We start from the raw sequence: 25,813 nt of genomic DNA, 5'->3' as shown, positions 1-25,813 counted from the left end.
ACTCGTTCCCGCATGACTGTGGAGAAAACGAGCGTCCTCGTCCTTGACTGCGCCGAACCCAGGGAGCTGGCCGAGTTCTACGCCGGTCTGCTCGACGCGGAGATACGGATCGGTTCCGACCCCGATTTCGTCGAGATCGTCGGCAACGACGGCGTCCGGCTGGCGATCCGCCGCGACCACGGCTACGCCCCGCCGAGCTGGCCGCGCCCGGAGGACTCGCAGCAGGCGCACCTGCGGATCCTGGTCGGCCCCGAGAACATCGACGAGGCCGAGCGGGAGGCGATCGGGCTGGGGGCCCGGCCCGTCGACACCGGCGACAGCAACAGCGGTCCCCGGGACGTGAGGGTGTACGGGGACCCGGCGGGCCACTCGTTCTCGCTGGCGGTCTACCCGCTGCCGCAGGGCTGAGCGGCCCGGGAGGGCCGGGCGGCACACAAGGACATACCGGCGCACCAGGGCGGGAGCGTGGCGGGAGGGCCCCAACAGGCCCTTCCGCCACGCGTGTTCATACGCAGGAAAGTTTCTCAACGCTGTTGACGACAATTGGAAGGAAGCTTTACTTTCAGTTCTGCCGACATGGCGTCTCCCACCCCCCTCCGAAGGGAGCACCACCATGCACCAGCGCACCACTCCCCCCACCGACTCCGCCCCCACGACGGGCCGCCGCAAGATGGCCCGCAAGGCCCTGCTCGCCGCGTCCGCGCTCGGTGTCGTCACCGCACTGATGGCTCCCGTCCGGGCGGGAGCCGCACCGGCCCCCGTCTCCCCCACCGCCGCCACCCCGCTCGCCGCCAACGGCCAGCTCTCCGTCTGCGGCCGTCAGCTCTGCAACGACTCCGGCCAGGCCGTCGCCCTCAACGGGATGAGCACGCACGGCACCCAGTGGTACGCCCAGTGCGTCACGGACGGATCGCTCAACGCCCTGGCCCAGGACTGGCGCGCCGACGTGCTGCGCGTCTCCACCTACGTACAGGAGGGCGGGTACGAGACCGACCCGGCCGGCTTCACCGCCCGTGCGCAGAAGTTCATCGACGCGGCGCACGCACGCGGCATGTACGCGGTCATCGACTGGCACATGCTCTCCCCGGGCGACCCGAACGCGAACCTGTCGCGGGCCAAGACCTTCTTCACCGCGATGGCGAAGAAGTACAGGAACCATCCGGGTGTGCTCTACGAGATCGCCAACGAGCCCTCGGGGGTGAGCTGGTCGCGCATCAAGTCGTACGCCGAGCAGATCATCCCGGTGATCCGGGCCCAGGACCCCGACGCGGTGGTGCTGGTCGGGACACGCGCCTGGTCCTCCTTCGGGGTGTCCGAGGGCTCCGACGAGTCGGAGGTCGTGAACAACCCCGTCCGCGCCTCCAACATCATGTACACCTTCCACTTCTACGCGGCCTCGCACCGCGAGGAGTACCTGAGCGCGCTCGACCGCGCGTCGAACAAACTGCCCGTGTTCGTCACGGAGTTCGGCACGCAGAACTACTCGGGCGAGGGCGCCAACGACTTCACCATGTCGCAACGCTACCTCGATCTCATGAAGCGCAAGAAGATCTCCTGGACCAACTGGAACTACTCCGACGACCACCGTTCCGGCGCCGTCTTCAAGACCGGCACCTGCGACGGGGGCACATGGGCGGGGACCGGGGTCCTGAAGGAGGCCGGGGTCTGGATCCGCGACCGCATCCGCCAGTGACCCCCGCCGTCCCGGCCGCCGCCGATCGGACGGGACGGACGCCCTCGTGACCCGCCCGGTGCGGTCCTCCCCCGGACCGCTCCGGGCGCCGGTCCGTGGCGCTCACCCGGGATACGCCCGGAATTAACCTCCAGCGCCTTGTCATGCCCGTTCTACGCGCATAGTTTTTGCCCCTACTACTCAGTTGGGGGCACCTCCCGTGCAGATACACAGATCCGGTTCCGTTCTTCTGACCGGCGCCGTCGCCGCCGCTCTCGCGGTGACCGCCCTGCCCGCCGCCCAGGCGGCCCCGTCCGCCACCGCCGTCATCTCCGAGGTGTACGGCGGCGGGGGCAACTCCGGCGCGACGCTGACCCGGGACTTCGTCGAGCTGGCCAACGCCGGCTCCGCGTCCTTCGAGGTCGGCGGACTCAGCGTCCAGTACCTGCCGGGCAGCCCGTCGGCGGGCTCCCGGTGGCAGGTCTCCGAGCTGTCCGGGTCGATCGCGCCCGGCGGCCGCTACCTGGTCGCCCAGGCCGCGGGCACCGGCGGAACCGTCGCCCTTCCCACCGCCGACACCACCGGCACGATCGCCATGGCGGCGGGAAGCGGCACCGTCGCCCTGGTCTCCGGAACGGCCCCGCTCACCTGCAAGTCGGCGGCGGACTGTGCGGCGGACACCCGGATCGTCGACCTGGTCGGCTACGGCTCGGCGGTCGTCCGCGAGGGCGGCGGCCCGGTCCCCGGCGCGTCGGCCACCGCGTCCGTCGCACGGGCCGCCTCGCTCGCCGACACCGACGACAACGCCGCCGACCTCTCCTCGGGCGCCCCGACGCCGGTGAACGCCAAGGGCGAGACGTCCGGCGGCGGGCAGGAGCCGGAGGAGCCCGGCCCCACCGAGCCCGGCGACGTACGGATCCACGACATCCAGGGCACCACCCGGGTCTCCCCGCTCGACGGCGAGGCGGTGACCGGAGTCCCGGGCGTCGTCACCGGAGTGCGGGCCGGCGGCTCGCGGGGCTTCTGGATCCAGGACACCGCCCCCGACGGCGACCCGCGCACCGGCGAGGGCCTGTTCGTCTACACCGGCTCCACCGCACCGGCCGTGAAGGTCGGCGACGCGGTCCTGGTCAGCGGCAAGGTCGCCGAATACTCCCCGGGCACCGGCACCCAGTCCCTCACCCAGATCACCGCACCCCGCACCACCGTCCTGTCCTCCGGCAACGCGCTGCCCGCCCCGGTCGTCCTCGACGCCCGTTCGGTGCCCGGCCGTTACGTGCCCTCGGCGGGCGGCGGGGCGATCGACGCACTGCCCCTGGACCCGTCCCGGTACGCCCTGGACCTCTACGAGGCGCTGGAGGGCTCCCGGGTCGAGATCGCCGACACCCGGGTGACCGGGGCGACGACCGCGTACGACGAGATCTGGGTGACCGTGAAGCCGGGGGAGAACCCGACCCGGCGCGGCGGCACGCGCTACGCCTCGTACGAGGACCAGAACACCGGCCGCCTCAAGGTGATGTCGCTGGACCCGGCGCGGCCGGTGCCGACGGCGAACGTCGGGGACGTGCTGAAGGGCCGCACCACCGGCGTGCTCGACTACGCGAGCTACGGCGGCTACAACGTGCAGGCCACCGAGCTGGGCACGGTGATCGACAACGGGCTGCGGCGCGAGGTGACCCGCAAGCAGAAGAAGAACGAACTGGCGGTCGCCACGTACAACGTGGAGAACCTCGACGCGCGCGACGACCAGACCAAGTTCGACACGCTGGCCGAGGGTGTCGCGGTCAACCTGTCCTCCCCCGACATCCTCTCGCTGGAGGAGATCCAGGACGACAACGGCGCGGTGAACGACGGCACGACGGGCTCCGAGGCGACGCTGAAGCGGTTCGCCGACGCGATCGTCGCGCAGGGCGGGCCGCGCTACGCCTGGCGCTACATCGCCCCCGAGAACAACAAGGACGGCGGCCAGCCCGGCGGCAACATCCGCAACGTCTTCCTCTACAACCCCGAGCGGGTGTCCTTCACCGGCCGCGCGGGCGGCGACGCCACCACACCGGTGCGCGCCATCGACACCTGGAAGGGCGTCGAGCTCTCCGCGTCCCCGGGCCGGATCAACCCGGCGAGCCCGGCGTGGGAGAACAGCCGCAAGCCGCTGGTGGGCGAGTTCGTCTTCCGGGGCAGGCCCGTCTTCGTCATCGGCAACCACTTCGCGTCCAAGGGCGGCGACCAGCCGCTGCACGGCCGCTACCAGGAGCCGACGCGTTCCTCGGAGACCCAGCGGATCCAGCAGGCCGCCGAGGTCAACGCCTTCGTCGCCTCACTGCTGAAGGCCGACAGGTCCGCGCGGGTCATCACACTCGGGGACATCAACGACTTCGAGTTCTCCCCGACGGTGAAGGCGCTGACCAAGGGCAGGGTGCTCCAGCCCCTGATCACGACGCTCCCCGCGTCGGAGCGGTACAGCTATGTCTTCGACGGCAACTCGCAGACGCTGGACCACATCCTGACGAGCCCCGGCATCCGGCGCCCCGACTACGACGTGGTGCACATCAACGCCGAGTTCGCCGACCAGGCGAGCGACCACGACCCGCAGGTGGTGCGGATCAAGGTCGGCGGCCCGGGGCACTGAGGGGCCGAGGCGCCCACCCGGCGGGGCGGACCGAGTCGGGTCCGCCCCGCCCGGACCCCGCTCAGGTCCGCCCAGCCGGGGCGCCCGCCTGGCGCGGCAGGGTGACGGCGGCGGCCCCGTCGGCCACGGGATCGCGGCCGGTGAAGAACCGGGAGACCAGCGAGGCCACTTCGTCCGCCCGCTCCAGGACCACCCAGTGGTCGGACTCCCCGATCGTCAGGAAGCGGCTGCCCTCGATCGTCGTGGCGAACTCCCGCTGCCGCGCGGGCGGCGTCACCGTGTCGTGCTCCCCGGCGAAGACCAGCGCCGGCACGCCGCTGAGACCGCCGGAGTAGTCGGGCCGGTCGGCCAGCGCCCGGTACAGCGAGTCCGCCGCGTGCGGGGAGTGGGTGAGCGCGTGCAGGAAGGAGCGACGGACATAGCGGCGGGCCAGCTCCCTGCGGTGTACGTGCCGTTCGGGATCGAGACACATCAGCGCGTCGGCGGCCGTCGCGGCGAACCCCTCGCGGTCCCCGGCGGCCAGCTGCCGCCGCGCCCGCTCCCAGGAGGCGACCTGGGCCGCGTCGATGTGCACCGGGACGCCGCCGAGCGCCAGGCGTGCCACCCGCTCCCGATGGCGGCGGGCGAAGCCGAAGGCGATGGCGGTGCCGTAGGAGAAGCCGAAGACGTTCAGCCGGGGCGCGCCGAGGTCGTCGGCGATGCCGAGCACGGCCCGGCGCAGCAGATCGGCGCTGGGGCCGGGCGGGAGCGGGTCGGCGCTGCCCATGCCGGGCAGGTCGGCGGTGACCACGTCGGTCGCCGGGCCCAGGTGGTCGTCCATCTGGGGCCAGCCGAACATGCCCTGGAGCGCGCCGCCGAGAATGAGCGCCGGTTCGGTGGCCGGGGGCTCGCCGGGGTGGGCGCCCGGCAGGACGCGGTAGCTGTAGCGCACTCCGTCGACCGCCAGGGTCCGGATGATCTCCTCGGGCATGTGCTCCTGCGTTCCCTTCCGCTCAGGCCCTGGTGAGGACGAGTGCCGCGTTGTGGCCGCCGAAGCCGAGCGAGGTCTTGACGGCGCAGTCGAAGGAGGCGCCGCGGGTCTCCTTGGTCACCACGTCGATCGGGATCTGTGGGTCGGGGGCGTCCAGATTGACAGTGGGCGGCACCAGTTGCCGCTGGAGGGCGAGCACGGTGAGCGCGGTCTCGATGCCGCCCGCCGCGCCGAGGGTGTGGCCGGTCATCGCCTTGGTGGAGGTCACCAGCGGGCTCTCGCCGAGGACCCGGTGCAGCATCGTCGCCTCGATCAGGTCGTTGGAGAGCGTCGAGGTGCCGTGCGCGTTGACGTGCCCGACCTCGGCCGGGGAGAGGCCCGCGTCGGCGAGCGCGGTGCGCAGAGCGCGTTCGATGCCGAGGCCCTCGGGGTCGGGGGCGACGGCGGAGTGGGCGTCGCTGGAGGCCCCGTAGCCGCGCACATGGGCGCGGACGGCGGCGCCCCGGGCCCGGGCGTGGTCCGGGTGCTCCAGGACGATGAGCCCGGCGCCCTCGCCGACGACGAAGCCGTCGCGGTGGGTGTCGAACGGGCGGCAGGCACTCGCCGGGTCCTCGCGGCGGGTGGAGACGGCCTTGAGGCTGCAGGCACTGGCGATCAGGAGGCGGGTGCAGGTGGATTCCGCGCCGCCCGCGATGACGATGTCGCAGGCCCCGGAGCGGAGCATCTGGTGGGCGGTGCCGATGGCGACGGTGCCGGAGGAGCAGGCGGTGGAGACGGCCTGGCTGGGGCCGTGGACGCCGAGGTCGAGGCTGACGCTGCTGGCCGCTCCGTTGACGACGCTGAGCGGTGCGAGCTTCGGGGAGACCCGGCGGGGTCCGCGCCCGGCGAGCGCGGCGTGCTGCTCGTCGTAGAAGGGCAGCCCGCCGTGGGCGGAGCCGATGACGACACCGACGCGGCCGCCGTCCCAGAGGGCCGGGTCGAGACCGGCGTCGGCGACGGCCTCGCGGGCGGCGACGACGGCGAGCTGGGCGAACCGGTCCATCAGCCGTTGGGCGGCCACCCCGAGGACCGCTCCCGGGTCACAGTCGGTGACGGAGTAGAAGAAGTCGCAGGGCAGGCCGTCCAGTTCGGGCCGGGGGCCGGCGGACGGCACGAGGCCCTCCGTGACGCCGTGCCAGGCGGCGTCCGCACCCGTGCCGGCCGCGGTGACCAGGCCGACGCCGGTCACGGCGGCGGCGAACGGGGCGAGCGGCGTTCGCCGGTAGGGCCGGCCGGTGGCCGCGCTCACGCGGAGACCTTCCCGTGGACGGCCTCGACGAGGCGGCCGACGGTGTCGCGCGAAGTGAGCGCGACGTCCTCCAGGTCCACGTCCAGCCGGTCCTCGATGAGCAGCCGCAGCTCCTCCAGCGCGAGGGAGTCCAGCCGCAGCCGGTGCAGGGGAACATCGGGGCGGATGGCCCCGGGATCGGTTCCGAACTTCGTCACCAGCAGCGTGCTGATCTCTTCCGAAGTGCTCATTCGGCTCTCCTGGGCTCGGTGACGCGGTGACGCCGGCCGCGTTGTGAGGGGAGGTGGGGGGAGGGGCCATCGGGGACGCCGGCTGCTCCGGAAGGACCCTTTATACGCCTTCCCGGGCAGGTTCCCGGTCCGCGTTCCCCCGTGCGGTGGGAGGGCTGTCCAGGTGTACGAATCCAGGCGCGGCGCGGGTGGATGCCAGGATGGGGGGCGCAGCCCGCACGGGGCGGCACGAGAGAAGGAGAAACCGATGACGGCCGAGCAGGACGGCAACGCGGAGGTCGCGTCGAGCCCCGCCGACTGGGTCGCCCGGCAGGCCGAGCTGTACGAGTCCTCCGGCGGCACGGAGGGCACCACTCAGCTGGGCGTGCCCTGCCTGCTGATGGACTACGTCGGCCGGCGCAGCGGGACGGTGCGGCGCACGGTGCTGATGTACGGGCGGGACGGCGAGGACTATCTGATCGTGGCGTCCAACGGCGGCTCGGACCGTCCGCCGCTGTGGTACCTGAACCTCCAGGCCAATCCGGAGGTCGAACTCCGGGTGGAGACCGAACGGTTCGGGGCCGTCGCGGCGACGCTCCCGCCCGAGGAGAAGGCGCGGGTCTGGCCGGGGCTGGTGGAGCTGTTCCCGCGCTATGGGGAGTACCAGGCGGGCACCGAGCGGGACATCCCGGTCGTGCGGCTGACGCGGCGCTGAGGCGGCGGGCCGGGGGGTGTCCGACAGGTCCGCGTGGATCGGCGGTCGCCGCCCGCCCGCGCCGAATCGCCCGGACACCCCCTGGACGCCGCTCGTGGCCACCGGGAGTCGCGGGACAGCCCTTAGACTCCGCGATCATGACCATGGAAACAGTTCAGGCCGACCCGTCCGCACCCGGGGGCCCCGCTCTCTTCGCCACCATGTCCACCATGCGCGCCATGCGTCGCCTCAAGCCGGACGCGGTGCCGGACGAGATGGTCGAGCAGCTGATACAGGCCGCCGTCTGGGGTCCCAGCGGCGGCAACATGCAGTGCTACGAGTACGTGGTGGTGACCGACCGCCAGGTGATGGCACGGCTCGCCCCGCTGTGGAAGCGGTGCGTCGACGCGTATCTGGCGACGACCGGGAAGTACGCCCCGCAGGGCATGGACGAGGCGGCGTACGGCCGGATGGTCGCGGCGATCGAGCATCAGCGCGACCACTTCGCCGACACCCCGGTGCTGATCGTGCCGTGCTACCGGTTCCCCGAGCCGCGCCTGGACGAGGAGGGCCTGGCCGCGTCGGCGCGGGCGCTCGGCCCGGCGGGCACGGAGCACATGATGAACACGCAGACACGTTTCCAGGCGCTGGCCGAGGGCTCCTGCGTCTATCCGGGGGTGCAGAACCTGCTGCTCGCGGCCCGGGGTCTGGGGCTCGCGGCGAACATCACCATCTGGCACCTGATGCTGGAGCAGGAGTGGAAGCGGGAGCTGGGTATCCCGGAGGAGATGGCGACGTTCGCCGCCGTGCCGGTGGGGTGGCCCGCGGGCAACTTCGGTCCGGTCCGGCGGCGGCCGGTGGCGGACGTCATCCACCGCGACCGCTGGTAGCACCCAGCCCCCGCGTCAACCCGTGCCGACTCCCCTGCCGGGTGATGCTCCACGTCACCCGGCAGGGCTAGCACCGCACTCAACTCCCGTTGTTTTGCAGGATGTTGCCAGCACAATCGCCCCTTCCGCTCTTTGTCATGCCCACCCCATATCGATAGCCTGACCGTGCTTGGCACCCCTCTGGCCCGTTCCGGGCCCGAGGGCTTTTCTCTTCCCCCCACCCCGACAGAGCAGGAGCCCTCATGCCCCTCCGCACCGCCGCCCGAATCCGGGCCCGCGCCTGTGCCGTGGCGGCCCTCACCGCCACGGCCCTCCTCGCCACCGGGCAACCGGCGAACGCCGCGCCGCGAGCGGACACGCCCGCCCCGATGAACCGCGCGCTCGCCGAAGCGGCACACGCGTACGGGGTACCGCGCGATCTGCTGGCCGCCGTCGGCTACGGCGAGAGCCGTTTCGACGGCCACGGCGGCACGCCCAGCCAGGCGAACGGCTACGGCGTGATGCATCTGGCGAGCAACCCGGCCAACCGCTCCCTGGAGAAGGCCTCCGAGCTGACCGGCGAGAGCGCGGCCCGGCTGCGCCGGGACACGACGGCCAACATCCTCGGCGGCGCGGCCGTCCTGCGCGACCACGCGGACGCGCTGGGCCTGGACGCCGCCGAGCGCCGGGACGTGAACTCCTGGTACCCGGCGGTGGCGCGCTACAGCGCCGCCGAGGGACCGGCCGCCGCGCTCTACGCGGACGCGGTCTTCACGTTCCTCGCCGAGGGCGTGTCCGCCACGGCGCCCGGCGGCGAGGAGGTGCTCGTGCCCTCCCGGCCGGTCTCCCCGGACAAGGGCGCGGTGTCGGCGTCCGACGTCTACGCGCAGAGCGCGGACTACCCCTCGGCGCGCTGGGTGCCCGCGTACTCCGGGAACTTCGTCGTCGGCCGCAAGGCCGCCATCGACAAGGTGGTCATCCACACCACCCAGGGGTCGTACGCCGGTTCCATCAGCTGGTACCAGAACCCCGCCTCGAAGGTCAGCGCGCACTACACGATCCGCTCCTCGGACGGTGAGGTCACCCAGTCGGTCCTGGAGAAGGACACCGCCTGGCACGCCGGCGGCACCAACTCCTCGTCCGTCGGGATCGAGCACGAGGGCTACGTCGACAACCCGGCCTGGTACACGGAGGCGATGTACCGGTCCTCCGCCGCCCTCACCAAGCACCTCGCGGCGCGGTACGGCATCCCGAAGAACCGGTCGCACATCATCGGCCACAGCGAGGCGCCCGGCGCCGACCACACGGACCCCGGCCCCAACTGGGACTGGAACCACTACATGGAGCTGATCGACGGCGACCCGGGCAGCGGCGGCGACGGCCTGACCTTCCCCACGTACACGACCCAGCAGTCCGGCTCCACCGGCCCGCAGGTCAAGGCCGTCCAGACGCTGCTCAACGCACAGGGTTACGAGGCGGGCGCGGCGGACGGCAGCTTCGGGCCCATGACCGAGGCAGCGGTGCAGACGTTCCAGCGGGCCCGCTCGCTCGCGGCGGACGGGACGGTCGGCCCCAGGACCTGGACGGCCCTGCTGTCGGCCGGCACGACCCCGGCGTTGGCGCGGGGCAGTTCGGGCGACGCGGTGAAGCGGCTCCAGCGGTCCCTGACGGCGGCGCTCGGGACCACCGTCTCCGTGGACGGCAGCTTCGGCCCGGCCACGGAGACGGCGGTACGCAGCTATCAGACCGGCCGGAAGCTCGCGGTCGACGGCAAGGTGGGCCCGGCCACGTGGGGGGCCTTGCAGAGCGGGAAGTGAGCCGCCCCGGGCGGGCCCCTGCTCCGGAGGGGGTCCGCCCGGGCCTGCCGGTCCGTGACCGGGCCCGGGGCCCGGCGTCCGGGGCGCGGTCTACTCCCCCGTGCCGCCCGGGTACCCGATCTCCTTGATGTCCTCGGCCAGTTCGGCGGGGATGCGCTCGGGGGCGAGAGCGGCGATCACCTCGTCGGTCAGCGGCCGCAGCGCATAGACGTGGCGTACGGCCTCGATGTCGACGGAGACCTCGAAATGGTCCTCGGCCCACTCCTGGTAGGACTCGGGGGTACCCGTGACCAGGAGCTGGAAGAGCCAGTCGGCCCCGTCGGAGTCCTCGCCTTCCTCCGGGAAGTCGATGGATCCCGCCCGCCAGCGGTCGTCGTCGCTCGCGCGCCAGAGGCAGGCGGTGACGACGGGCATACCGAACTCGTCGGTGAACGAGGGCTCGTCGACGTAACGGTGGAACACGGCGGGCACCTCGTCGAGCACTCCGGGCCAGGGTCCGTCCTCCACGTAGGGGCTCATCGGCGACTCGTGGTCGAAGCCGCGCGCGTACGCCCCGTCGGCGGAGAAGACCACGCTGTACTCACCGCCCGAACCGTCCCGCATCGAGGCCATCGACTCCGTCGGCGACCACTGCGCGTCGTAACAGTGCCAGCGGTGGTCCCACTCGGGGCACAGGATCGCGTCGAGCATCGCCAGGGAACGGCAGAGGTCGGTGAGGGCGGATATGCCCGGCAGCCTACGGGCCACGTCGTGAACGCTCATGGTCCTATCCAACCTCACCGGCCCGGCCGGTGAGCGACGTGACCGGCGGACATCGCTACTCACCCACGCACGTGGTCCCGCACCCCCGAGGCGGTGCGGGACCACGTCAGCAGGTCACTTCAGGCCGAAGGCCCGGATGATCTCCTGGTCGACGACGAGCCCGCCGGGGCCCTCCGCGTGCGCCTTGAGCGAGACCGACGTCGCGCCCTTCGACGGGGTGCGGAACTTCGCGGTCCACTCACCGGTCTTCCGCTGACGGAGCTCCACCTTCGACCAGTGCTTGCCGTCGTCGTAACTCACCGACAGCGAGGCCGTGTTCGCCTTCACCGCGCCCGGCAGCCATTCCTGGGTGCCGGAGGAGAGGCCGATCTCCGTCGTGCGGCCCGCCCGGACGTCGCCCGCCAGGTCGGTGTCGACGGCGTAGTCCAGCTGAAGCATCGGGATGTCGGCCTGGTCCGCGCCGCCCGTCTCCAGCGCGCCGGAGACGAAGCCCCACTCGGAGTGGGTGCGGGTCGACGTCTTCCAGGTCTCCGCGTCCCGCTCCGAGTCGATGACCAGGCGGTACGGGAGCCTCTCGGCGGGGAGGTCCCAGACGTATCCGGCCCTGCCCGCGCCCTTCTTCAGCTCCTTGTCGCCCTGGTAGAAGGCGTACGAGGTGGTGTCGTACTCGTCCTCGGGCATCGAGCCGGAGTGGCCCGCGCCCGCGTCCGTCCACGGGGTGATGTTGAACTGGATGTCGTTGTACACCGTGCGGAACGGACCCCAGTAGGCAGTGCCGAGACGGGGGCGCGTCACCGGGGCGAACCACTCGGCGCGGTAGTCCTCGCCCGCCCGGTAGTCCAGCTCGGCGCTGCGCATCTCGTGCGCCCGGTCCGACTGCTCGGCGTTGAGGACGGAGTGGTTCTCGTACCAGAAGGAGTCGCCCGGCAGCGGGTTGACCCATTCGGTGCGGACGTCCGGGAACTGCTCGTACTCCTCGAAGCCGAGGCCGGGCCCGTAGTCCGGGATGTCGTAGCGGTAGCCGCCGCCGAGCGTCTTCTTGTGGCCGTAGAAGGTGTTCTCCACCTTCGCGAGCTGACGGGTCGAGGGGGTGAAGGCCAGCGAGCGGTCCGGGATCGTGTCGTCGTGGCGGTCCACCAGGTCGTACAGGTAGTCCGCGAACTTCTTCTGGTCGATCTGGACCTTCTTGCCGCGCTGTGCCGCCCTGATCAGGCTCTCGCCCGCGGATGCCTGGACGGAGGCGACGGGGATGGTGGTCTCCTCGCCGTACGGGGTGTAGCTCTCCATCGCCACGCCGCGCTCGTCGTTGACGACGAACAGGGCCTCGGCCCCGGCCGCCAGCGCGGCGGCGAGGCGTTCGGCGGGAGCGACGTCGGGGCTGCGGGTGATGACGACCGCCTTGCCTCGCGCGTCCGCACCCCGGTAGTCCGCCGGTGTGCCCTTGCCCGCGTACACCGCCCTGAGCTTCTGCCTGCTGTCCTCGGCGACCGGCGAGCCGCCCTGCACGAAGACCGGCACGTCACGGCCGTCGGCTTCCACGTCGATCAGCTCCTCGCCCTGACGCCAGCGGGTCAGGAAGCTGAAGCTGCCCTGGGTGACCTTCTTGGTGGGGCTCGCCCACAGCTGGTCGTAGGTCAGCGGGATCTGGTACGCGTCGCGCTGGACGGTGCCGTCCGGGGCGGTACGTGCCATGTCGTAGCGGAGCTGGCGGGTCTCGGTCTCCTTCGGGGTCCGAACGCTGACCTTGTTGGCCTCGGAGGCGTCGAGGGTGACCGTGGTGGGCTTGTTCAGGATCGTCTCGGGCGCCGAGAGGAAGGCGACGGCCTTGGAGTCGGGGCGGTCTCCGTCGACGTCCACGGAGGACCAGGCGGTGTAGTTGCCGGGCGGCAGGCGCAGGGTGGTCTCACCACCGCTGACCTGGACGAGGCCGAGCTGCGGGTCGCCCAGCTCGGCGATGACGACGGCGCCGTCCATCGGCTTGCCCGCCCGGTCGCGGAGCTTCACCGTCAGGTCGTGCAGCTCCTTCTCCTTGGTGAGCGCGAAGCCGGTGTGCGCGACCGTCGTGCCCGCCGCGTCGGTGGCGACGACCTGGCCGGAGAAGGTGGTGTCGTTGGCGACCTTCGCCGGGTCGAGGGAGAGGACCGCCTCCGCGGTGCCTCCGGCCGGGACGGTCAGCTTGTCGGTGGAGAGCGTGTACGCCGCCTCGTCCGTGTCGGTGGCCAGGTTCAGCGTGACGTCCTCGGCACCCGTGTTGCGGTAGGTGACGGTGCGCTCGGCGACCTCGTCGGACGGGCTGTGCGGCCAGGCGTAGGAGGCGACCTCGACCGAGCCGGTGGCCTCGATCGTCGTGTCGATGGCCGCCTTCACGTCGAGCCGGCCGGTGCCCTGCTCGTACGGGGTGTACGCGTCGAGCTTCCTGGACGAGGTCATCAGCGCGTCCTTGACGCGCTGACCGGACCAGTCGGGGTGACGCTGCTTCAGGATCGCCGCCGCGCCGGCGACGTGGGGCGTGGCCATCGACGTGCCGGACAGCGACTGGTACATGCCGTCGATACCGGGGATCGACTGCGAGGCCGCGGCGTTGATGCCGACGCCGGGGGCCGACAGGTCGGGCTTCAGGCCGTGCGAGCGGACCAGCGGGCCCATGGAGGAGAAGTCGGCACGGCCGTCCCGCTTGTCGACGGCGGCGATGGTGAGCGCCTGCTCCGCCGAGCCGGGCGAGCCGATGGTGCCCGCCCCGTACGCGTTGCCCGCCGCGATGACGAACAGCGGACCGCCGTCCGCCGAGAGGGAGTTCACCGCCTGGGACATCGGGTCCGTGCCGTCGTCGGGCACCGGGGAGCCGAGACTCATGGAGACGATGTCGGCCCCTTCGGCCTTGGCCCACTCCATGGCCTCGATGATCCCGGAGTCCGCGCCGGAGCCCTCGTCGCTGAGGACCTTGCCGACGAGCAGGTCGGCTGCCGGGGCGACGCCCTTGTTGGCGCCCCCGGAGGCGGCGCCGGACCCGGCGATGGTGGAGGCGACGTGTGTGCCGTGACCGTTCTTGTCGTCGACCTCCTCGCCCGGGACGAAGCTGCGGGCGCCGACGACGCGGTCCTTGACGTCCGGGTGGTCGGCGTCGATGCCGGTGTCGAGGACGGCGACCTTGGCGCCCTTGCCGTCGAAGCCGGCGGCCCACGCCTGCGGGGCGCCCACCTGCGGCACGGAATCGGTCAGCAGCGCCTCGGAGCGGCCGTCCAGCCAGAGCTTCGCGATCCCGCCGTCGAATGAACGGGCCTTGTCCTGACGGGTGATGGCACTCCAGAACGTCCGCGCGTCGTCCTTGTCGGCCGTGAGGGCGGCGCCGTGGACGGATTCGAGAGTGCGGACCTTCTTCGCGCCGCGCGGCGCGGCGGGCAGGGCCTTGGCGCGTGCGGGCGGGTAGGTGGCGATGAGCGGGACGGAGCCGGTGCCCTCGTCGTCGTACCCCATCCGCACCAGCGCCGAGACGTTGAACAGGCGACGGTCCAGGGCGCCGGACGCGATCAGCGTGGTGGCCTCGTCGGGCAGGACGTACACGTCCTCGCCCGCCTGCTGGATGCGGACGCCGCCGCTCGCGCCGTCCGGGCGGTCCACGGTGACGGTGTCCTGGCCGCCGGGGCCGTCCGCATAGCGCACGACGTCACCGGTGATCAGGGTGATGGTGTGGCTCTCGGTACGGATGTCGGAGCTCGCGGCCTCGGCTCGCGGTGCGGGGGCGGCGCCGGCGGTGCCCGCGAGGGGGACCAGCGTGCCGCCCAGCAGGGCCGCCGAGGTCGCCAGGAGCAGGGCTCTGCGTCCGGGGCGGGCGGATCTCGCCCGGCCGGGAACGGAGGAGGGGGAAGAAGTCATGCAGCTGATCTACCGGCAAATCCGGGGCGACCGCTGCGTTCCGGGCGGGCGGGAAACCGCCGTGGCGGCAACCCGCCCGAGACGGATGGGCTGTTGACGGACGTTTCAGGCCACCGAGGCGAGCGGCTGTCCGCTGCTGTCGTGATGGATGGGGGTATGGGCACCGGTGAGCGGTACGCCGCTGCCGCCGCGCCGGACCGCGACGATCTCGGCGGCGATGGACAGGGCCGTCTCCTCCGGCGTACGGGCTCCGAGGTCGAGGCCGATGGGTGAGTGCAGCCGGGCCCGTTCACGGTCGGTGAGGCCGATCTCGCGCAGCCGGTCGTCGCGCTCCAGGTGGGTGCGGCGGGAGCCCATCGCGCCGACGTAGGCGACCGGGAGGCGCAGGGCGGCCTCCAGCAGCGGAATGTCGAACTTGGCGTCGTGGGTGAGGACGCAGAGCACGGTGCGCGCGTCGGTCGCGGTCCCGGCGAGGTAGCGGTGGGGCCAGTCGACGACGATCTCGTCGGCTTCGGGGAAGCGTGCGGCGGTGGCGAAGACCGGTCGGGCGTCGCAGACGGTGACCCGGTAGCCGAGGAACTTCCCGGCGCGGACGAGCGCGGCGGCGAAGTCGATGGCGCCGAACACGATCATGCGCGGCGGCGGGACGCTGGACTCGACCAGGAGCTCGATGGGGCGGCCGCAGCGGGAGCCCTCCGCGCCGATGGCGAGGGGCCCGGTGCGGCCCGCGTCCAGCAGGGCGCGGGTCTCGGCGGCGGCGGTCCGGTCGAGCGCCGGGTGGCCGCCGAGCCCGCCCTCGTGGCTGCCGTCGGCGCGGACCAGGAGCGGGAGTCCGAGCAACTCGTCGGGTCCGTCCGTGACGCGGGCCAGCGCGGCCGCCGTCCCCTCGGCGGCGGCCGCGAGCGCGGCGGCGAACACCGGGCGGGCGGGGTCGTCCGTCCGTACCGGTGTCACCAGGATGTCGATGACACCCCCGCAGGTCAGACCGACCGCGAAGGCGTCCTCGTCGCTGTAGCCGAAGCGCTCGCGGACGGATTTCCCGTCCTGAAGGGCCTGTTGGCACAGTTCGTAGACGGCCCCCTCCACGCATCCGCCGGACACCGAGCCGATGGCCGCGCCCTCGCGGTCGACCGCGAGGGCGGCCCCTGGCTGCCGGGGCGCGCTGCCGCCGACCGCCACGACGGTGGCGACGGCGAACTCGCGTCCCTGCGAGACCCACCGGTGCAGCTCTTCGGCGATGTCCAGCATGGCGTATCTCCTCAGGTGTGAAGGGGCGCGGGGCGGGTCCGGTCATGATCTCAGGACCGGACCCCGGGCGTCAGTGGACGCCGAGCCAGCTCTCGATCGGGTTGAGGGCGAAGAAGACGATGAAGATCACCGTCAGCCCCCACATGAAGGCCCCGACCTCACGGGCCCGGCCCTGGGCGAGCTTGATGGCGCTGTACGCGATGACCCCCGCGGCGACACCGGTGGTGATGGTGTACGTGAAGGGCATCAGGACCACGGTCAGGAAGACCGGGATGGCGACCGAGCGGTCGCTCCAGTCCACGTGCCGGGCGTTCTGCATCATCATCGCGCCGATGACGACGAGGGCGGCCGAGGCCACCTCGGTCGGCACGATCGCGGTGAGCGGGGTGAAGAAGAGACAGGCGGCGAAGAAGAGTCCGGTGACGGCGGAGGCGAGCCCGGTCCGGGCCCCTTCCCCGACGCCGGTCGCCGATTCCACGAAGACGGTCTGGCCGGAGCCCGAGGCGACACCGCCGATGACGCCGCCGGCGCCGTCGATGAACAGCGCCTTGGACAGGCCCGGCATGCGGCCCTTGTCATCGGCGAGCTTGGCCTCGGTGCCGACGCCGATGATGGTGGCCATCGCGTCGAAGAAGCCGGCCAGCACGAGGGTGAAGACGATCATGCCGACCGTCATCACCCCGACGTCTCCCCAGCCGCCGAACTCGACGTTCCCGAAGAGCGAGAAGTCGGGGGCGGAGACCGCGCCGCCCTCCAGTTCCGGCGGGCCGCTGCTCCACTTCTTGGGGTCGATGTCGACGATCGCGTTGATGACGATCGCGACCACGGTGCCGACGGCGATGCCGATGAGGATCGCGCCGGGGATGTCGCGCGCCTGGAGCATGAAGATGAGCAGCAGGGTCACGCAGAAGATCAGCACGGGCCAGCCGGCGAGTTCACCGGCCGGGCCGAGGGAGACGGGGGTCGCCTGGCCCTGGTGGACGAATCCGGCCTTGTAGAGGCCGATGAGGGCGATGAAGAGCCCGATGCCCATGGTGATGCCGTGCTTGAGCGCGAGCGGGATCGCGTTCATGATCATCTCGCGGAGGCCGGTGACCACCAGGAGGCAGATCACCACACCGTAGATCACACACATGCCCATGGCCTGCGGCCAGGTCATGTTGGGCGCGACCTGCGAGGCGAGCACGCCGGAGACGCTGAGCCCGGCGGCGAGCGCCAGGGGCACCTTCCCGACGAAGCCCATGAGCAGGGTCGTGGCGGCCGCCGCGAAGGCGGTCGCGGTGATCAGGCCGGGCTGGCTGAGGAGGTTGCCGTTGACGTCCTCCCCGCCCAGGATCAGCGGGTTGAGCAGGAGGATGTACGCCATGGCCATGAAGGTCGTGACGCCTCCGCGCAGCTCGCGCGCGACGGTGGATCCTCGTTCGGATATGTGGAAGTACCGGTCGAGCCATGATCTTCCGGCGGGGACGCGCGAGCCGGGGCCCGCGCTTTCCGGGCTGGTTCTCGGTTCCACTGACTGCTGGGTCATGATGCCTGACTCCCAAGGTTCACAGGGGCACCCGCTTGGAGATTCCTGAATGCGGGATTTGGGATGACTGCGTCGGCTGCACGACCCGGGGACGGCCGGGACGGACGGGGAAGCAGAACGGATGTGCCGGCGGCACGGATGATCCGTGAGGCGGTGCCGTGCTCTCGGCACGGCGGTGAAGAACCGCGAGCGGTGCGGTACTTGGTGTCTCCGGGCGGCGCGGGGAGCGGAAAAGTGTGACGTTCTCGGCGCTGCGCGCCGCCCGGAGGGTTCGGGGGGACCGCTCGGAGACTGTGCCGGGCGAGCTCCGGTGGGAAGTCGCCCGGCCGGTCTCTCAGGTGCTGGTGAGGTGTTCGGGCCGCACCGGTGTCCTGTTGAGCTCCAGACCCGTCGCGTTCCGGATCGCCGCGAGGACGGCCGGGGTCGACGACAGGGTGGGTGCCTCGCCGATGCCGCGCAGCCCGTACGGGGCGTGCTCGTCGGCGAGTTCGAGCACGTCGACCGGGATCGTCGGCGTGTCGAGGATCGTGGGGAGCAGGTAGTCCGTGAAGGAGGGGTTGCGCACCTGCGCGGTCTGCGGGTCGACGATGATCTCCTCCATCACCGCGACGCCCATGCCCTGGAGGGTGCCGCCCTGGATCTGGCCGAGGACGGAGAGCGGGTTGAGCGCCTTGCCGACGTCCTGGGCGCAGGCCAGTTCGATGACCTTGACCAGGCCCAGCTCGGTGTCGACCTCGACGACCGCGCGGTGCGCGGCGAAGGAGTACTGGACGTGGCCGTTGCCCTGTCCGGTGCGCAGGTCGAACGCCTCGGTGGGCCGGTGGCGCCACTCCAGCTCGATGTCGATCGCCTCGTCCTCCAGGACGTCGGCGAGGTCGGCCAGCACCTCGCCCCCGTCGGTGACGACCTTGCCGCCCTCCAGGAGGAGTTCAGCGGTGGCCCAGGCCGGGTGGTACGTCCCGAACTTGGTGCGGCCCAGCTCCAGGACCTTCTCCCGTACGGCTTCGCAGGAGTTCTTGACCGCGCCGCCGGTGACGTACGTCTGGCGGGAGGCGGAGGTGGATCCGGCGGAGCCGACCCGGGTGTCGGCGGGGTGGATGGTGACCTGGTTGACGCCGAGTTCGGTACGGGCGATCTGGGCGTGGACGGTGACCCCGCCCTGGCCGACCTCGGCCATCGCGGTGTGCACGGTCGCGACCGGTTCTCCGTTGATGACCTCCATCCGGACCCGGGCGGTGGAGTAGTCGTCGAAGCCTTCGGAGAAGCCGACGTTCTTCAGGCCGACCGCGTAGCCGACACCCCGCACGACGCCTTCGCCGTGAGTGGTGTTGGAGAGCCCGCCGGGCAGCGCGCGGACGTCGACGGAGGTGCCCTCGCTGCCCGCCGCCAGCCACTGCTGCTCGGGCGGCAGCGGCCGGGACTTGACCCGGCGCAGCAGCTCGGCGACCGGGGCCGGCGAGTCGCAGGGCTGCCCGGTGGGCAGCAGGGTGCCCTGCTCCATGGCGTTGAGCTGCCGGAACTCCACCGGGTCCATGCCCAGCTTCGCGGCGAGCTTGTCCATCTGCGCCTCGTAGGCGAAGCACGCCTGGACCGCGCCGAAGCCGCGCATCGCGCCGCACGGCGGGTTGTTGGTGTAGAGCGCGATCGCCTCGATGTCGACGTCCTCGATGACGTAGGGGCCGACCGAGAGCGAGGAGGCGTTGCCGACGACCGCCGGGGAGGCGGAGGCGTAGGCCCCGCCGTCCAGGACGATGCGGCACTTCATGTGCGTGAGCTTGCCGTCCTTGGTGGCGCCGTGCTCGTAGTGGAGCTTCGCCGGGTGCCGGTGGACGTGTCCGAAGAAGGACTCGAAGCGGTTGTAGACGATCTTGACCGGCTTGCCGGTGCGGAGCGCCAGGAGGCAGGCGTGGATCTGCATCGAGATGTCCTCGCGGCCGCCGAAGGCCCCGCCGACGCCGGAGAGCGTCATACGGACCTTCTCCTCGGGCAGGCCGAGGACGGGGGCGATCTGGCCGAGGTCCGAGTGCAGCCACTGGGTGGCGACGTACAGCTCGACGCCGCCGTCCTCGGAGGGCACCGCGAGGCCGGACTCGGGGCCGAGGAAGGCCTGGTCCTGCATGCCGAAGGTGTAGTCGCCGGTGACGATGACGTCGGCCCGCTTCGCGGCCTCGTCGGCGTCGCCGCGGATGATCGGCTGGCGGTGCACGATGTTGGGGTGCGGGACGTGACCGATGTGGTGGTCGTCGCGGCCCTCGTGCACGAGCACCGCGTCGGGGGCGGTCGCCGAGGCCTCGTCGGTGACGATCGGCAGCTCGCGGTACTCGATCCTGATCTTGGCGGCGGCGCGGCGCGCGGTCTCCGGGTGGTCGGCGGCCACGATGGCGACCGGCTCACCGTGGTGGCGGACCTTGCCGTGGGCGAGAACCGGGGTGTCCTGGATCTCCAGGCCGTAGTTCTTCATCTCGGCGGGCAGGTCGTCGTAGGTCATCACGGCGTAGACGCCGGACGTCGCGAGCGCCTCGGAGGTGTCGATGGAGACGATCTCGGCGTGCGCGACGGTGGAGCGCAGCGTCTGGCCCCACAGCATGTCCTCGTGCCACATGTCGGAGGAGTACGCGAACTCGCCGGTGACCTTGAGGGTGCCGTCCGGGCGGAGCGTGGACTCACCGATGCCGCCCTTGGTGGGCGCACCCTGGGTGATCTTGGTGGGCGTGCCGGCCGGTACGGTCCGGTCCTTCGGGGGCGTCGTCATGACTGGACCGCCTCTTCCTGACGGGCGGCCGCGAGGCGGACCGCGTCGAGGATCTTCTCGTAACCCGTGCAGCGGCAGAGGTTGCCGGAGAGCGCCTCACGGATGTCCTGGTCGGACGGCGAGGGGGTGTGCTCCAGCAGCTCGTCGGCGGCCACCAGCAGGCCGGGGGTGCAGAAGCCGCACTGGACGGCTCCGGCGTCGATGAACGCCTGCTGGATCGGGGAGAGTTCGACGGCCTCGCCGGTCTGGCCGTCGGTGGGCCTGGACTGCCAGCGCTGGGCGGCGTCCAGGGTGGTGCCGCAGGCGCCGGTGGCGCAGCCGCCGCCGGGATGGGCGTCCTCGCGGTGCTTGGCGTAGTCGGCCAGGCCCTCGACGGTGACGACCTCGCGGTCCTGGACCTGGCCGGCGGCGACGAGGCACGCGCAGACCGGGACGCCGTCCAGCCGGACGGTGCAGGATCCGCACTCGCCCTGCTCGCAGGCGTTCTTGGAGCCGGGCAGGCCCATGCGCTCGCGCAGGACGTACAGGAGGGACTCGCCCTCCCACACGTCGTCGGCCTCCTGCGGACGGCCGTTGACCGTGAAATTGACTCGCATGGTTACGCAGCTCCTTCCAGCGTGCGGCCCGCGCCGCGGTACTGCTCCCAGGTCCAGCCGAGCGTGCGGCGGGCCATGATGCCGACCGCGTGCCTGCGGTACTTCGCCGTGCCGCGCACGTCGTCGATCGGGTTGCAGGCGCCGGACGCGAGGGCGGCGAACTGCTTGGCGACGGCGGGGGTGATGATCTTTCCGTTCTCCCAGAACCCGCCCTCTTCGAGCGCGGCGTTCAGGAACTCCTCGGCCTCCTTGGCCCGGACGGGCGTCGGTGCGGCGGAGCCGATGCCGGTGCGCACGGTGCGGGTCTCGGGGTGCAGCGCGATACCGAAGGCGCAGACGGCGATGACCATGGCGTTGCGGGTGCCGACCTTGGAGTACTGCTGGGGTCCGTCGGCCTTCCTGATGTGCACGGCGCGGATCAGCTCGTCCGGCTCCAGGGCGTTGCGCTTGACCCCTGTGTAGAAGGCGTCGATGGGAATCAGCCGCGTTCCGCGTACGGATTCGGCCTCGACCTCGCAGCCTGCCGCGAGCAGGGCCGGGTGGGCATCACCGGCCGGTGAGGCGGTGCCGAGGTTGCCGCCGACGCCGCCGCGGTTGCGGATCTGTGGGGAGGCGACGGTGTGCGAGGCGAGCGCCAGACCGGGCAGCTCGGTGCGCAGGTGCTCCATGATGGCGCTGTACGGCACGGAGGCGCCGAGCCGCACGCTCTCCTGGCCCACCTCCCACTCGGACAGCTCACCGATGCGGTTCAGGTCCAGGAGGTACTCGGGCCGCCGGTGGTCGAAGTTGATCTCGACCATCACATCGGTGCCGCCCGCGATGGGCACAGCTGTGGGGTGCTCGGCCTTGGCGGCGAGCGCCTCCTCCCAGCTGGCGGGGCGAAGGAAGTCCATGAGTGGCTCTCTTCTTCTCAATCGGGTCGTTCGCTGGGGCTGGGGGACGGCCTGCCCTCGACTGGCTCGTTCATATGGTGTTCACGTGGTGTGTGGCCCAGTACACAAGCCCCGCTCCTACCGGTGCAGTCACCGAAACACTGAAGGAGTTGGCTGGTGTCCGTCCTCGTCTTGTAGATTCGAACGAATGGCGGGAACCAGTAACCTCTCCGCAATTCACAGATACCCGTATCCCCCACGGCTCCCCCACCCCACGGCCTCCTTCATCCACTTCCACCCTCACCTGCTCCTTCACGAACTTCACCTGCTCCCTCTACGGAAAGATCGGCGGCGACGAGATGCGGCTGCGCGCACTGCTGGAGACCGACGCGCTGGGCCTGCGGCTGCTCGGCGGCGAGGACGAGCTGGACCGCGCGGTCCGGGGCGTCATGACGACCGACCTGCGCGATCCCAGCCGCTATCTCTCCGGCGGGGAGCTGGTGCTCACGGGCCTCGCCTGGCGCCGGGGCGCGGCGGACTCCGAGCCGTTCGTCCGGATTCTGGCGGGCGCCGGGGTGGCCGGTCTCGCAGCCGGCGAGGCGGAGCTCGGTGACATCCCCGCCGATCTGGTCGAGGCGTGCGCGCAGCACCGCCTCCCCCTCTTCGCCGTGCATGAGACCGTTGCTTTCGCGACGATCACCGAGTACGTCGTCCGTCAGGTCTCCGGCGAGCGGGCGGGCGACCTGGCGGCCGTGGTGGACCGGCACCGCCGGCTGATGACCTCGGGCCCGGCGGGCGGCGGCCCCGAGGTGGTCCTGGATCTCCTCACCTCCGACCTGGACCTGCGAGCCTGGGTCCTCTCCCCCACGGGCCGCCAGATCGCCGGGGCGGGCGCCCCGCTGCCCGGGCCGCTGGGCGCGGCGCTGGCCGGGCACCACCTGGCCGCGACCCGTACCGGCCGCCGGGGCCCGCACCGGGCGGCAGTCGCCGGTACGACGTATTCACTCTTCCCGATCCGGAACACCGGCCGCGGCGCGGTGCCGGCCGCCCGCGACGTACGGGAGTCGGTGCTCTCCGACTGGCTGCTGGCGGTCGAGGCCGACGCCTCGGACTGGGCCGCCGCCCGGCTCGATCTGCTCCAGGGCGTCACCCAGCTGATCGCGGTCGAACGCGACCGCCGCGACGCGGCCCGTACGGTACGCCGCAGGCTCGCCCAGGAGGTGCTGGAGCTGGTCCAGGCGGGCGCGGCCCCGGCCGAGATCGCGGCCAGGCTGCGGGTCGCCGCACCCGTCCTGCTCCCCGGCCTCGGCATGTCCCCGCAGTGGCAGGTCGTGGTGGCCCGGGTCGACTGGAGCGCCGCGGGCGACATCGCGAGCGGTCCGGTGGCCCAGGCGCTGCTGGAGGAGATCCTCGTCGACCCGGCGGTCAGCGGCCCCGACTCGGCCGACCGGATCGCCGTCGCCCACACGGGTGAGGAGGCCATCGCCCTGGTGCCGCTGCCCACGCCCACCACCGTGGCCGCGGACGCCGCGGACGCCGGGGAGGGCGCTGCTGACGATGCCGCCCCCGCCGACGCCCTCGACGCGGATCCCGGGCTGCACGCCGACGCGCTGCTGGCCTCCGTACGCGAACCGCTCTCGGCGGGGCTCGCCGAGGACGGCCGGCTGACACTGGGTGTCAGCGCGGCCGTGCATTCCGCCGAAGGACTGCGCGGCGCGCTGGAGGAGGCCCGGCACGCCCGCCGGGTGGCCGCGGCCCGCCCGGGGCGGGTCTGCGCGGCCGGTCACCACGAGCTGGCCTCGCACGTGCTGCTGCTGCCGTTCGTCCCCGACGACGTCCGGCGCGCCTTCACCGCCCGGCTGCTCGATCCGCTGCGCGACTACGACCGGCGCCACCGGGCGGAGCTGATCGAGACGCTGGAGGCCTTCCTGGACTGCGACGGGTCCTGGACCCGCTGCGCGGCCCGGCTGCACCTGCACGTCAACACGTTGCGCTACCGCGTCGGACGAATCGAGCAGTTGACGGGGCGTGACCTTTCGCGCCTGGAGGACAAGCTCGACTTCTTCCTCGCCCTGCGCATGAGCTGATCTTCCGGCCGCGCACGGGGCCCGGCGGGGCACCGTCGGACTCCGGCCGATTGTGAAATCTTTCACCTGACATTGTCCGGACCCCTTGGCCCGGCGTGCCAATCCGTGCTGAGATGCGCCGTACCCAACAGCACAATGGCGCGCTCGGGGAGGGCAATGTGGCGCATACCGCCATGTCTGGTTCCGGAACGACAGCAGATGACGATCCGCCGCTCCAGACCGCGGTATGGCGGTTGCGGTCACGCGCCTGCTGGACGGACGCGGCCGCACTGCTGGAGCCCCACGCGAGCACCGATCCGGCCGCCGCTCTCCAGCGCACCGCGCTGCTGACCGAGCGGTGTCTCTACACCGGGGAGGGCTGGACCGACGCGGAGGACGCCCTGCGCACGGCGGAGGCCATCGCCCGCAGCGACGACGAACGCGGATCGGCCGCTTCCGAGCGGGGCCATCTGGCCTACGCCTCGACCCTCCTGGCCGTACGGGACCGGGCCGACGAGGCGAGTGTGGCACTGAGCAGGTCGGCGGCGCTGCTGGCTCCCGGGTCCCCGGCCCGGCCGCTGCTGGACTTCCGGCGCGGGCTGATCGCCCAGAACATCGCGGAGTCGCCGCAGTCGGCGCGCGCCGCGTTCCGCCGGGCGCACGCCGGTGCGTCGACCCGGGGCGACGACCTGCTGCTTTCGTCCACCTGGCGGCATCTGGCGGCGCTCGCCCTGCGCGAGGGGGAGCTGGCCGAGGCCCGGCACGGCTTCGCGGAGTCGCTGCGGATCCGGGAGGAGCTGGGGTTCCTGGTCGGTACGGCCCCGGCGCTGATCTCCCTCGCGGAGGCGGAGGAGGAGCCGCAGGCGGCCCGGCTGCGCGCCGAGGCCGGCCGGCTGTTCCGGCTGCTGGGCGGCGTACCCACCTGGCTGGCCCCCTACCTCGGTCCCCCGGCCCCGCGCACCGCCGAGGCGAGCTGAGGCGGAGGCGCCGGGCGCCCCTCGGGGGCACGGGCGCCGCCCCGGTCAGCCGTCGGCGCCGGCGAAGTGCTCGCGGACCAGGGCCTGGACCACGGTGAGGTCCTGGGCCACGAGGGCGTCGAGCAGGGCGGTGTGCTCGGAGGCGTCGGCCAACAGGTCGGCCCGCCGGGTGGCGGGGCCCGACACCAGCGGCCACTGGGAGCGCTGGTGCAGTTCGTCGGCGACGGACACGAGCTGCTTGTTGCCCGACAGCGCGAGGACCGCGCGGTGGAAGGCCCGGTCCGACTCGGCGTAGGCGGCCCGGTCGCCCACGGCCGCCGCCGTGACCGTGGCCTCCGCCAGCGGGCGCAGGCCGCTCCAGCGGTGCGCCGGGACCGTCCGGGCCAGGCTGAGCATCACCGGGACCTCGATCAGGGCCCGTACCTCGGCCAGCTCGGCCAGCTCGCGGGGGCCGCGTTCGCTGACCCGGAACCCGCGGTTCGGCACGACCTCGACGGCTCCCTCGACGGCCAGCCGCTGCATGGCCTCGCGCACCGGCGTCGCGGAGACGCCGAAGCGGGAGCCGAGCGCGGGGGCGGAGTACACCTGGCCGGGCACCAGCTCGCCGTCGACGAGGGCGGCGCGCAGGGCGTCCAGGATCTGGCCGCGGACGGAGTGGCGCTGGACGGCACGCGGTGCGAGAGGCTCCCCGTGGGTGTGCTCGCCCCGGGCGGCCTGCTCGCCCTCCGCCGGTCGCCCCCCGGCCTGCCCGGCTCCGGCCCACTCGGCTCCGGCCCACTCGGCTCCGGCCCGCTCGCCCCGGGCCTGTTCCGGCACCCGGCACTCCGCCATCCGGCCGTCCGCGGGAGTGCGCGGGAACGCTCCCAGGGCGTACGCCGGACGTGCGCCCTCATGCGCGTTGCCCTGCTCCACCCGGACCTCCTCCGCCTGCCGCGGGCCGACTCGCGTGCGCGGGGCCTCCTGTGCACGATAGAGGGAGGAGGGCGCGGTT

The 25,813-nt window shown here is 72.3% G+C and carries 19 protein-coding genes; 8 read left to right on the top strand and 11 right to left on the bottom strand.

The window, feature by feature from the left end; genetic code table 11:
- Positions 1-12 precede the first annotated feature (12 nt).
- The 3 genes from PSQ21_RS30155 to PSQ21_RS30145 all read left to right on the top strand — a co-directional run bounded on the left by PSQ21_RS30155 (position 13) and on the right by PSQ21_RS30145 (position 4,301).
- Positions 13-408: a VOC family protein gene (locus PSQ21_RS30155; protein WP_274034461.1), complete on the top strand. Its 396-nt coding sequence runs from the start codon at positions 13-15 to the stop codon at positions 406-408.
- Between the two features lie 205 nt (positions 409-613).
- Complete coding sequence (locus PSQ21_RS30150) at positions 614-1,693, top strand: glycoside hydrolase family 5 protein (RefSeq protein ID WP_274034460.1); 1,080 nt, start codon at positions 614-616, stop codon at positions 1,691-1,693.
- Between the two features lie 199 nt (positions 1,694-1,892).
- Positions 1,893-4,301 (top strand): endonuclease/exonuclease/phosphatase family protein, encoded by a 2,409-nt coding sequence (locus tag PSQ21_RS30145; protein ID WP_274034459.1) that lies wholly within the window; start codon positions 1,893-1,895, stop codon positions 4,299-4,301.
- Between the two features lie 61 nt (positions 4,302-4,362).
- Here the strand turns inward: PSQ21_RS30145 and PSQ21_RS30140 are convergent, their stop codons facing one another.
- From PSQ21_RS30140 to PSQ21_RS30130, 3 genes are read right to left on the bottom strand one after another with little or no spacing between them, the layout of a single operon-like run.
- Complete coding sequence (locus tag PSQ21_RS30140) at positions 4,363-5,271, bottom strand: alpha/beta fold hydrolase (RefSeq protein ID WP_274034458.1); 909 nt, start codon at positions 5,269-5,271, stop codon at positions 4,363-4,365.
- Positions 5,272-5,293: 22 nt separating this feature from the next.
- Positions 5,294-6,559 carry a beta-ketoacyl-[acyl-carrier-protein] synthase family protein gene (locus PSQ21_RS30135; protein WP_274034457.1) on the bottom strand — a complete coding sequence of 422 codons (1,266 nt, stop codon included), beginning with the start codon at positions 6,557-6,559 and terminating at the stop codon, positions 5,294-5,296.
- The gene (locus PSQ21_RS30130; protein WP_003965385.1) at positions 6,556-6,789 is read right to left on the bottom strand and encodes an acyl carrier protein; all 234 of its coding nucleotides are present in this window, start codon (positions 6,787-6,789) and stop codon (positions 6,556-6,558) included. The genes PSQ21_RS30135 and PSQ21_RS30130 overlap by 4 nt, the downstream gene beginning before the upstream one ends.
- Before the next feature lie 247 nt (positions 6,790-7,036).
- On the opposite strand from PSQ21_RS30130, the gene PSQ21_RS30125 reads away from it, so the two are divergent.
- The 3 genes from PSQ21_RS30125 (at position 7,037) to PSQ21_RS30115 (ending at position 10,148) form a co-directional block, all read left to right on the top strand.
- Positions 7,037-7,483 (top strand): nitroreductase family deazaflavin-dependent oxidoreductase, encoded by a 447-nt coding sequence (locus tag PSQ21_RS30125; protein WP_274034456.1) that lies wholly within the window; start codon positions 7,037-7,039, stop codon positions 7,481-7,483.
- Between the two features lie 137 nt (positions 7,484-7,620).
- Positions 7,621-8,352: a nitroreductase family protein gene (locus PSQ21_RS30120; RefSeq protein WP_274034455.1), complete on the top strand. Its 732-nt coding sequence runs from the start codon at positions 7,621-7,623 to the stop codon at positions 8,350-8,352.
- A gap of 242 nt (positions 8,353-8,594) precedes the next feature.
- On the top strand, positions 8,595-10,148 hold the full coding sequence (locus PSQ21_RS30115) for a peptidoglycan-binding protein (protein WP_274034454.1): 1,554 nt from the start codon (positions 8,595-8,597) through the stop codon (positions 10,146-10,148).
- A 90-nt stretch (positions 10,149-10,238) separates the two neighbouring features.
- Here PSQ21_RS30115 and PSQ21_RS30110 read toward each other — a convergent pair whose 3' ends face one another.
- From PSQ21_RS30110 to PSQ21_RS30080, 7 genes are all read right to left on the bottom strand, one after another.
- Entirely contained in the window at positions 10,239-10,910 is a 672-nt protein-coding gene (locus PSQ21_RS30110) for a hypothetical protein (RefSeq protein WP_274034453.1), read from the bottom strand.
- Positions 10,911-11,024: 114 nt separating this feature from the next.
- On the bottom strand, positions 11,025-14,783 hold the full coding sequence (locus PSQ21_RS30105; protein ID WP_274034452.1) for a S8 family serine peptidase: 3,759 nt from the start codon (positions 14,781-14,783) through the stop codon (positions 11,025-11,027).
- A gap of 105 nt (positions 14,784-14,888) precedes the next feature.
- Positions 14,889-16,031 carry an XdhC family protein gene (locus PSQ21_RS30100; RefSeq protein WP_274034451.1) on the bottom strand — a complete coding sequence of 381 codons (1,143 nt, stop codon included), beginning with the start codon at positions 16,029-16,031 and terminating at the stop codon, positions 14,889-14,891.
- A gap of 70 nt (positions 16,032-16,101) precedes the next feature.
- Positions 16,102-17,559: an NCS2 family permease gene (locus tag PSQ21_RS30095; RefSeq protein ID WP_274034450.1), complete on the bottom strand. Its 1,458-nt coding sequence runs from the start codon at positions 17,557-17,559 to the stop codon at positions 16,102-16,104.
- A 334-nt stretch (positions 17,560-17,893) separates the two neighbouring features.
- Positions 17,894-20,311, bottom strand: a complete 2,418-nt coding sequence (pucD, locus tag PSQ21_RS30090; RefSeq protein WP_274034449.1) for a xanthine dehydrogenase subunit D — start codon at positions 20,309-20,311, stop codon at positions 17,894-17,896.
- On the bottom strand, positions 20,308-20,907 hold the full coding sequence (locus PSQ21_RS30085) for a (2Fe-2S)-binding protein (protein ID WP_274034448.1): 600 nt from the start codon (positions 20,905-20,907) through the stop codon (positions 20,308-20,310). The genes pucD and PSQ21_RS30085 overlap by 4 nt, the downstream gene beginning before the upstream one ends.
- 2 nt (positions 20,908-20,909) lie before the next feature.
- Positions 20,910-21,800 carry an FAD binding domain-containing protein gene (locus tag PSQ21_RS30080; RefSeq protein ID WP_274034447.1) on the bottom strand — a complete coding sequence of 297 codons (891 nt, stop codon included), beginning with the start codon at positions 21,798-21,800 and terminating at the stop codon, positions 20,910-20,912.
- Positions 21,801-22,138: 338 nt separating this feature from the next.
- Between PSQ21_RS30080 and PSQ21_RS30075 the strand changes: the two genes are divergently transcribed.
- Positions 22,139-23,866, top strand: a complete 1,728-nt coding sequence (locus PSQ21_RS30075; RefSeq protein WP_274034446.1) for a PucR family transcriptional regulator — start codon at positions 22,139-22,141, stop codon at positions 23,864-23,866.
- Between the two features lie 173 nt (positions 23,867-24,039).
- Positions 24,040-24,822, top strand: coding sequence for a hypothetical protein (locus PSQ21_RS30070; RefSeq protein WP_274034445.1), 783 nt, complete (start codon positions 24,040-24,042; stop codon positions 24,820-24,822).
- Positions 24,823-24,867: 45 nt separating this feature from the next.
- Here the strand turns inward: PSQ21_RS30070 and PSQ21_RS30065 are convergent, their stop codons facing one another.
- Positions 24,868-25,734: a GntR family transcriptional regulator gene (locus tag PSQ21_RS30065; protein WP_274034444.1), complete on the bottom strand. Its 867-nt coding sequence runs from the start codon at positions 25,732-25,734 to the stop codon at positions 24,868-24,870.
- Positions 25,735-25,813: the final 79 nt, after the last annotated feature.

Source organism: Streptomyces sp. MMBL 11-1 (assembly GCF_028622875.1).
Taxonomy (GTDB): Bacteria; Actinomycetota; Actinomycetes; order Streptomycetales; family Streptomycetaceae; genus Streptomyces.
This window is presented reverse-complemented; position numbering and strand designations above follow the sequence as displayed.

Coding starts and splice junctions, on each gene's coding strand:
- PSQ21_RS30155 (WP_274034461.1), top strand. CDS start 13: ATGACTGTGGAGAAAACGAGCGTCCTCGTCCTTGACTGCGCCGAACCC.
- PSQ21_RS30150 (WP_274034460.1), top strand. CDS start 614: ATGCACCAGCGCACCACTCCCCCCACCGACTCCGCCCCCACGACGGGC.
- PSQ21_RS30140 (WP_274034458.1), bottom strand. CDS start 5,271: ATGCCCGAGGAGATCATCCGGACCCTGGCGGTCGACGGAGTGCGCTAC.
- PSQ21_RS30130 (WP_003965385.1), bottom strand. CDS start 6,789: ATGAGCACTTCGGAAGAGATCAGCACGCTGCTGGTGACGAAGTTCGGA.
- PSQ21_RS30125 (WP_274034456.1), top strand. CDS start 7,037: ATGACGGCCGAGCAGGACGGCAACGCGGAGGTCGCGTCGAGCCCCGCC.
- PSQ21_RS30120 (WP_274034455.1), top strand. CDS start 7,621: ATGACCATGGAAACAGTTCAGGCCGACCCGTCCGCACCCGGGGGCCCC.
- PSQ21_RS30115 (WP_274034454.1), top strand. CDS start 8,595: ATGCCCCTCCGCACCGCCGCCCGAATCCGGGCCCGCGCCTGTGCCGTG.
- PSQ21_RS30110 (WP_274034453.1), bottom strand. CDS start 10,910: ATGAGCGTTCACGACGTGGCCCGTAGGCTGCCGGGCATATCCGCCCTC.
- PSQ21_RS30105 (WP_274034452.1), bottom strand. CDS start 14,783: ATGACTTCTTCCCCCTCCTCCGTTCCCGGCCGGGCGAGATCCGCCCGC.
- PSQ21_RS30100 (WP_274034451.1), bottom strand. CDS start 16,031: ATGCTGGACATCGCCGAAGAGCTGCACCGGTGGGTCTCGCAGGGACGC.
- PSQ21_RS30095 (WP_274034450.1), bottom strand. CDS start 17,559: ATGACCCAGCAGTCAGTGGAACCGAGAACCAGCCCGGAAAGCGCGGGC.
- pucD (WP_274034449.1), bottom strand. CDS start 20,311: ATGACGACGCCCCCGAAGGACCGGACCGTACCGGCCGGCACGCCCACC.
- PSQ21_RS30085 (WP_274034448.1), bottom strand. CDS start 20,907: ATGCGAGTCAATTTCACGGTCAACGGCCGTCCGCAGGAGGCCGACGAC.
- PSQ21_RS30080 (WP_274034447.1), bottom strand. CDS start 21,800: ATGGACTTCCTTCGCCCCGCCAGCTGGGAGGAGGCGCTCGCCGCCAAG.
- PSQ21_RS30075 (WP_274034446.1), top strand. CDS start 22,139: ATGCGGCTGCGCGCACTGCTGGAGACCGACGCGCTGGGCCTGCGGCTG.
- PSQ21_RS30070 (WP_274034445.1), top strand. CDS start 24,040: ATGTCTGGTTCCGGAACGACAGCAGATGACGATCCGCCGCTCCAGACC.